We start from the raw sequence: 7,624 nt of genomic DNA, 5'->3' as shown, positions 1-7,624 counted from the left end.
ATTCATGCCTATGGCAGACAGGCTAGAAATATCTTGGATAATGCAAGAGCAGTGATTGCTTCTAGTATTGGTGCACAAGAGAATGAGATTATTTTTACTAGTGGCGGTACAGAAGCTGATAATTATGCTATCTTTGGCATTGCGAAAGGCAAAGAGGCAAAAGGAAAACATATTATTACAACAGAAATTGAGCATCACGCTGTATTGCATGCTTGCTATGAATTAGAGAAAAACGGGTATGAGATTACTTATCTTCCTGTTAATGAAGCGGGTGTAATTGATTTAAATGACTTAAAGTCTGCATTAAGAGAAGATACCATTCTCGTTACCATTATGTATGGCAATAATGAAATAGGATCTATACAGCCAATTAAGGAAATAGGATTACTATTAAAAGATCACCCTGCCGTATTCCACACAGATGCTGTACAAGCCTATGGTTTAGAGGCTATTGATGTGAAAGAGCAGCATATCGATCTTCTATCCGTTTCTTCCCATAAGATTAACGGGCCTAAAGGAATAGGCTTTTTATATGTAAGAAACGGTATTAAGCTAAATCCGCAATTATTTGGTGGAGAGCAAGAGAAAAAAAGAAGAGCTGGCACAGAAAATGTACCTTCCGTAGCAGGTTTTCAACTGGCCGTAGAAATTGCCGGGCAGGATAGATTACAAAAGAGAGAGCAATATAAAAAGTATAAGGAAATACTGATCGGAATCTTAAAAGAAAATAATATTTCATTTAAGCAAAACGGATTAGTTGAAAATACATTGCCACATGTTTTAAACTTAAGCTTTCCTGGTACAAATGTGGAAGCGATGTTAGTTAATCTTGATTTAGCGGGAATTGCTGCTTCAAGTGGTTCAGCATGTACTGCAGGATCAATCGAACCATCCCATGTCCTAGTAAGCATGTTTGGCAAAGAATCGGAGAGAACGAAAAATTCGATTCGATTTAGCTTTGGTTTAAATAATACGGAACAACAAATAGAAAAGGTCGGTCAAGAGTTAGTAAAAATTATAAACCGACTGACAAAATAAATACCTTCCCTTCCATCAAAGGGAAGGGCTAAAGGGGAAATTGAAATGGAAAAAGCATCGAAAGATACACGTGTTGTAGTAGGGATGTCCGGTGGCGTTGACTCGTCTGTTGCAGCACTTCTTTTAAAAGAACAAGGATATGATGTAATTGGGATTTTCATGAAAAACTGGGATGATACCGATGAATTTGGTGTCTGCACCGCTACAGAGGATTATGAAGATGTTATCCGTGTCTGCAATCAATTAGGGATTCCTTATTATGCAGTAAACTTTGAAAAACAATACTGGGATAAAGTATTTACTTATTTTCTTGATGAGTATAAGGCTGGTAGAACGCCTAATCCTGACGTTATGTGTAATAAAGAAATTAAGTTTAAAGCTTTCTTAGAGCATGCGATGAACCTTGGAGCAGATTATTTAGCGACAGGACATTATGCACAAGTTGTTAGAGAAGATGGGAAAGTGCGTATGCTTAGAGGAAAAGATGATAATAAAGATCAAACATATTTTTTGAATCAACTAACAGAAGAGCAACTAAGCAAAGTAATGTTCCCTATTGGTAGCATGGAAAAATCAAAGGTTCGCGAACTCGCTGCGAAAGCAAATCTTGCCACTGCTACGAAAAAAGATAGCACAGGTATTTGCTTCATTGGAGAACGCAATTTTAAAGAATTCTTAAGTGGATATCTACCTGCTCAAAAAGGGAATATGGAAACAATGGATGGCGAAGTAATGGGCCGTCACGATGGTCTTATGTATTATACAATTGGACAAAGACACGGTCTTGGAATTGGTGGAAGTGGGGATCCTTGGTTTGTAATTGGGAAGGATTTAAAACGAAATGTTCTCTATGTAGGACAAGGCTTTCATCATGAATTACTTTATTCAGACAGCATTATTGCAACAGATATTAGCTGGGTTTCCAAAGATAGCATAGGTACATCTTTGGAATGTACAGCTAAATTCCGCTACCGTCAGCCTGACAATAAAGTTACCGTTGAGGTTATGGGTGAAAATTCAGTGAAAGTCATTTTCCATGAACCGATTCGTGCTGTAACACCAGGACAAGCAGTAGTATTCTATCAAGGTGAAGAATGCTTAGGCGGTGGAACGATTGATAAGGTGTTCCGAAATAATGAAAGATTAACTTATGTCGGTTAATGATAAGTGTCGGCTAACTAATGAGTTAGTCGGCAGTTTTTTTAGAAGAGAAAAAGGAAGCTAGCAATATTCCTGCTTTAGGATGATTTGCTAGTTTCTTTTGTCTGTTGTTTCAACCGAATTCTATTTGAAAATATGCTATACTACCAATATGAAATGGAGTGTTTAAGATGGATAATAGTCAATTAGGAATACAATATATGAAAGAAGGAAAATGGGAAGAAGCAGCTAAATTTTTTATGGAAGAAATCGAGAAAAATCCTACTAATGCTGTTTCCTACGTTAACTTTGGAAATGTCCTATCTGCCTTAGGAGATGAGACAAGAGCGTTATCCTTTTATCAAAAGGCGATAGAAATAGATGATACTACGGCTGCAGCTTATTATAGTGCAGGTGCGGTTTATTATGAGAAAGAGGATTTAGAGTCCGCTAAAACAATGTTTGAACAAGCACTAGCAAAAGGATTAGAAACTAGTGATAATTTCTTTATGCTAGGATTAACTTATGTTGGTTTAGAGAAGGGGAAGCTTGCTATTCCTTATTTTCAACGTGCTGTTGAATTAAATAATCAAGATGCTGAGGCATTTTTTCAATTAGGTCTTTGTTTAGCTCAAAATGAATATATCGATGAGGCAATTACTCAATTTCAATCCTGTATTTCATTAGACGCTACTCACGCGGATGCTTACTACAATTTAGGCGTTGCCTATGGCTTTAAAGAAGAGACGGAAAAAGCAATGGAAATGTTGGATAAGGCATTAGAAATTCAGCCAGACCATCTCCTTGCTGGCTATGGGAAGCAAATAATCGAAGGAAATTAATAGGGGTGTAGAGTATAGAAAGGAGGATGTGAGTTGAACGAGCAAAATTCTTTGGATCTTTTTGAAAAGGAAAAAAAGTATGTGAAAGGACGACATCTTGTTACCATTTTTCATAATGAACAAAATCTCTACTCGGTTTTAAGAATAAGAGTAGATGAAACCAATCATGATTATGATGATAAAGAAGCAGTTATTACTGGTTATTTGCCAAAGATGAATGAGGAAGAGTCTTATACATTCTATGGTGATTTTAAAGAGCATCCAAGATTTGGGCTACAGCTGCAAGCAACTTCTTTTCGAAAAGAAATGCCACAATCAAAGCAAGGGATTATCGCATATTTATCCAGCAATCTGTTTAAGGGGATTGGGGAAAAAACAGCTGAAAATATTGTCGATACATTGGGAGAAGAAGCGATTTCTAAAATAATGAATCAGCCGTCGATTTTAGATACAGTACCTAAACTGGCTCCTGATAAAGCAAAGATACTATATGACACTTTAATGAAAAACCAAGGTTTAGAACAAGCGATGGTTTCATTAAATCAATTTGGCTTTGGTCCACAATTATCAATGAAGATTTATCAAGTGTATAAAGAAAATACGATAGAAATAGTGCAGACTAGTCCATATAAATTGGTGGAAGACATTGAAGGAATTGGATTTGGAAAAGCAGATGATCTAGGGGCACAGATAGGCATTACTGGAAATCATCCTGATCGACTAAAAGCAGGCTGCTTATATATTTTAGAGTTAAGCAGCAATCAAGAGGGACATGTATACCTCCAAGCTGAATATCTGCTGGAAAAAGTTAAAGTCCTGCTTGAAGAAAATCAAAAAGAGGAAATTGAATTTTCGCAAATTGCAGATCAAATTATTCAACTGGAAGCAGAAAGAAAAATCATAGTTGAAAATAAGAGGATATATTTACCTTCCTTGTTCTTCTCAGAAAAAGGAGTCGTACGGAATATTAAGCGTGTGATGGAACAAAGCGAGTATAAAGATCAATTTCCCGAATCTGAATTTCTCCTTGCACTTGGAAATTTGGAGGACCGAATAGGTGTCCAATATGCCCCATCTCAAAGAGAAGCAATTCAAACTGCCTTGATGTCGCCAATGCTTCTTTTAACAGGTGGTCCTGGTACTGGGAAAACGACAGTAATAAAAGGAATTGTCGAATTGTATGGTGAATTACATGGATGCTCCCTTGATCCAAAAGATTATAAAAATGACGAGCCCTACCCTTTTATTCTCGCGGCACCTACAGGTAGAGCTGCAAAGCGGATGGCAGAATCTACAGGGCTACCTGCTGTTACGATTCATCGCCTGTTAGGATGGAATGGGACAGGAACGTTTGAGCGAGATGAGGATCATCCTCTTGAAGGAAAGATTCTAATTGTGGACGAGACATCAATGGTAGATATATGGTTAGCCCATCAATTATTTAAAGCACTACCAGAGCATATTCAAGTGATTATTGTAGGAGATGAGGATCAACTTCCATCAGTAGGACCAGGTCAAGTCTTAAAGGATTTGCTTGATTCAGCGTGCATTCCAACCGTTAAGCTGAAAGATATTTATCGACAAGCAGAGGGATCTTCTATTATCGAACTTGCCCATGAAATGAAAAAGGGACAATTGCCAGCAAATTTACTTGTCCCACAGGGAGATCGCTCGTTTATAAAGTGCTCTTCTAGTCAAATTCCACAAGCAATTGAAAAAATAGTGCTAAATGCGAAAAACAAAGGTTTTGCACCGATGGATATCCAAGTATTGGCTCCTATGTATAGAGGTCCAGCAGGAATAGATCGATTAAACGAAATTTTACAGGAAATATTAAATCCTAATCCTGATGGCTCCCGAAAAGAGCTGAAATTTGGGGATGTTACATATCGAATTGGTGATAAAGTTCTTCAGCTTGTCAATCAACCAGAAAGCAATGTTTTTAATGGAGACATGGGGGAAATTGTATCGATTTTTTACGCGAAGGAAAATACAGAAAAGCAAGACATGGTTATTGTCTCTTTTGATGGAATAGAAGCAACCTATACGAGACAGGATTTAAACCAAATAACCCTTGCTTACTGCTGTTCTGTCCATAAATCGCAGGGAAGCGAGTTTCCAATCGTCATTATGCCTATCGTTAAAAGCTATTATCGGATGTTAAGAAAAAATCTAATTTATACTGGGATAACAAGAAGTAAACAATTCTTGATCCTTTGCGGAGAAGTAGAAGCAATGGAACTAGGCGTCAGCAGAAATGACGAATTAAACCGGCAAACGACCTTAAAAGAAAAAATTAAAGAAATGTTTGCAGATGTCTACAAGCCAGACGAAAAAGCTGAGTTGTCTACTGAGGATTCATTTGATTTATTATACGAAGGCAAAATAAATGAAATTGATCCAATGATTGGCATGGACAATATTACGCCATATGATTTTATGGAAGCATCTGAAGCATAAGGATTACTTTTGGGTCTTATTTAAACATAATTCAATAATAAATTTCCTTCTAGAGGAATTAGGCTGGGACAAAATTAAATAGACAATGAAGAATATCTCTTAAATTTTAGCGTGATCTTCACGAAAAAGTGAAGTGTATGCTGCGGGTAATAGTTGCAAACTTCATGGAACATCTTTTTTAAAACAAATAATAAATCCTGAACGGTTTATACAAACCTTTTGTTGGTAACCTCGTAAAATCGTTTGGGTCTATCTGTAGTGGGAAATCCTTTTGTCCCAACCTCTTTTTTTGCCAAAGTTTGCACTACATGATTTTAAATCCTTTGCGGAAAATAGTAATGTTATTCTTCTTCGAATAATCCAGTATCGATTCTAAAACTCCATAAAAATCGCCAACTCCTAAGAAAGTCTGGTATATTTGGACGCTAAATGGAGCATAATGGGAATACTTAACTGGGAATTCCATGTTTTATGGAATATTTCATGAAACGAATGAAGATGAGGTGTTTCCTATGCTCAAATGTCCAAATTGCCAGAGCAAAGATATTGGAAAAATTGGAATCAATCAATATTACTGCTGGAATTGTTTTATTGAATTATCTCTAACAAAGGGGATTATTCACACACATCAAGTGGAAGAAGATGGTAGCTTAAGTTCTTTAGATGATTTATTTGAAGAAGAAGAGCGTCGATTAAGCTAGGATTTTCTCTATATAGTATTGGCGCTCTCTTCTATAAAAAGGAGTGCAAAGTAAAATGGGTAAAGCAATCAATACAGCAATAGCAATTGGTGCAGGTGTAGTAGCAATAGGCTATATGCAAAAAAATAATATGATAAGTCAAAAGCAACTTAAAAGAATGCAAAAGAAAGTGATGAAAATGTTTTAATATGCTATTGAAAGGCTGTAGACAAGCTGTAAAAGTCTACAGTCTTTTTTCTCTGAAAATAGGAATAGGTATTAGACTATGCATAAAAAATCCTTCTATCTCTCACACTAATTTAGGAGGGAGGTAAGGAAATGGATATAAGAATAAAATGGTATTACCGATTAGGATTTACTTTATTACTTTTTATCGTTTTATTTGTGTTTATTAAATTATCACCGATTTGGTTGCCTGTTTTAAGTCTTATAGCAAAGGTTATTACTCCTTTTATCATTGGAGCATTTATTACCTATTTATTACATCCGATCGTAGAATTACTACATAAAAAAGGTTTGCATAGAGGATTATCGGTTGCACTTATCTATATTCTTTTTTTTGGCGGGATTGGATTTGCCTTATATAAAGGAATTCCCATTCTTATTCAACAGCTTGAAGAGCTTACAGAAAGTGCTCCTAAGCTTGCAGAAAGTTATAAAGATCTTATTGACTCAATCCAAAATAAAATGAAGTCTTGGCCGTTTAATCTACAGGAAAAAGTCGACCGAGGTATTGATATATTTGAAATAAAGATGGAATCTCTTTTGAATAAAGTAATTAATGGAGCAATGGGAATGATCAATTATTCGATTGTCATTATGCTTATTCCATTTATCTCTTTTTACATGCTTAAAGATATTGATGCGGTGAGAAAAGCCTTTAACGGGTTAATTCCAAAAAGATGGCGCAATAGTGCTCATTTATTTTTGGAAGATGTAAATGAATCATTAGGTAGCTATATAAGAGGGCAATTATTGGTTTGTACCATTATTGGTGTTATCTCGATGATATTATTTTGGGTGTTCCATATGAAATTTGCGTTAGTATTGGGAATCATTGTAGGGGCAACTAATGTCATTCCATATTTTGGTCCTATTATTGGTGCTATACCTGCTTTAATTGTGGCAAGCACTGATTCTGTTAAAATGCTGATAATTGTGGTTATTATCATTATTATTTTGCAATTTCTTGAAGGAAATATATTGTCCCCATACATAGTGGGAAAAAGCACTCATATGCATCCACTATTTATTATGTTTGCTCTTTTATTAGGAGAAGAGGTTGGAGGCATGATTGGCATGATAGTTGCTGTTCCGTTATTATCAATAGCTAAAGTCGCAATTATCCATATGAGAAAGCACTTTGGAAAAAAAGAGCCAGAAATGAACCGTATATAAACAGACCGTTATTGACAATACTGACTAATAATCAGTATAATTCGA

The 7,624-nt window shown here is 35.8% G+C and carries 7 protein-coding genes; all 7 read left to right on the top strand.

The window, feature by feature from the left end:
- On the top strand, positions 1-1,038 hold a 1,038-nt coding region (locus RTL21_RS03525; protein ID WP_312093373.1), incomplete at its 5' end, for a cysteine desulfurase family protein.
- A 45-nt stretch (positions 1,039-1,083) separates the two neighbouring features.
- Positions 1,084-2,199: a tRNA 2-thiouridine(34) synthase MnmA gene (mnmA, locus tag RTL21_RS03520; protein ID WP_312093371.1), complete on the top strand. Its 1,116-nt coding sequence runs from the start codon at positions 1,084-1,086 to the stop codon at positions 2,197-2,199.
- 170 nt (positions 2,200-2,369) lie between these two features.
- A complete protein-coding gene (locus RTL21_RS03515; RefSeq protein ID WP_312093369.1) occupies positions 2,370-3,020 on the top strand; it encodes a tetratricopeptide repeat protein in 651 nt (216 codons plus the stop codon).
- A gap of 33 nt (positions 3,021-3,053) precedes the next feature.
- Positions 3,054-5,480 (top strand): SF1B family DNA helicase RecD2, encoded by a 2,427-nt coding sequence (recD2, locus tag RTL21_RS03510; RefSeq protein WP_312093367.1) that lies wholly within the window; start codon positions 3,054-3,056, stop codon positions 5,478-5,480.
- A 512-nt stretch (positions 5,481-5,992) separates the two neighbouring features.
- Complete coding sequence (locus RTL21_RS03505; protein ID WP_016202904.1) at positions 5,993-6,181, top strand: hypothetical protein; 189 nt, start codon at positions 5,993-5,995, stop codon at positions 6,179-6,181.
- 55 nt (positions 6,182-6,236) lie between these two features.
- Complete coding sequence (locus RTL21_RS03500; RefSeq protein ID WP_312093365.1) at positions 6,237-6,368, top strand: YrzQ family protein; 132 nt, start codon at positions 6,237-6,239, stop codon at positions 6,366-6,368.
- A 131-nt stretch (positions 6,369-6,499) separates the two neighbouring features.
- Complete coding sequence (locus RTL21_RS03495) at positions 6,500-7,579, top strand: AI-2E family transporter (RefSeq protein WP_312093363.1); 1,080 nt, start codon at positions 6,500-6,502, stop codon at positions 7,577-7,579.
- The last annotated feature ends 45 nt before the right edge of the window (positions 7,580-7,624 follow it).

This window comes from Niallia sp. (assembly GCF_031978665.1).
Classification (GTDB): domain Bacteria; phylum Bacillota; class Bacilli; order Bacillales; family Cytobacillaceae; genus Niallia.
The sequence above is the reverse complement of the archived record's forward strand: the minus strand, read 5'-3'. Positions and strand labels throughout refer to the sequence as shown.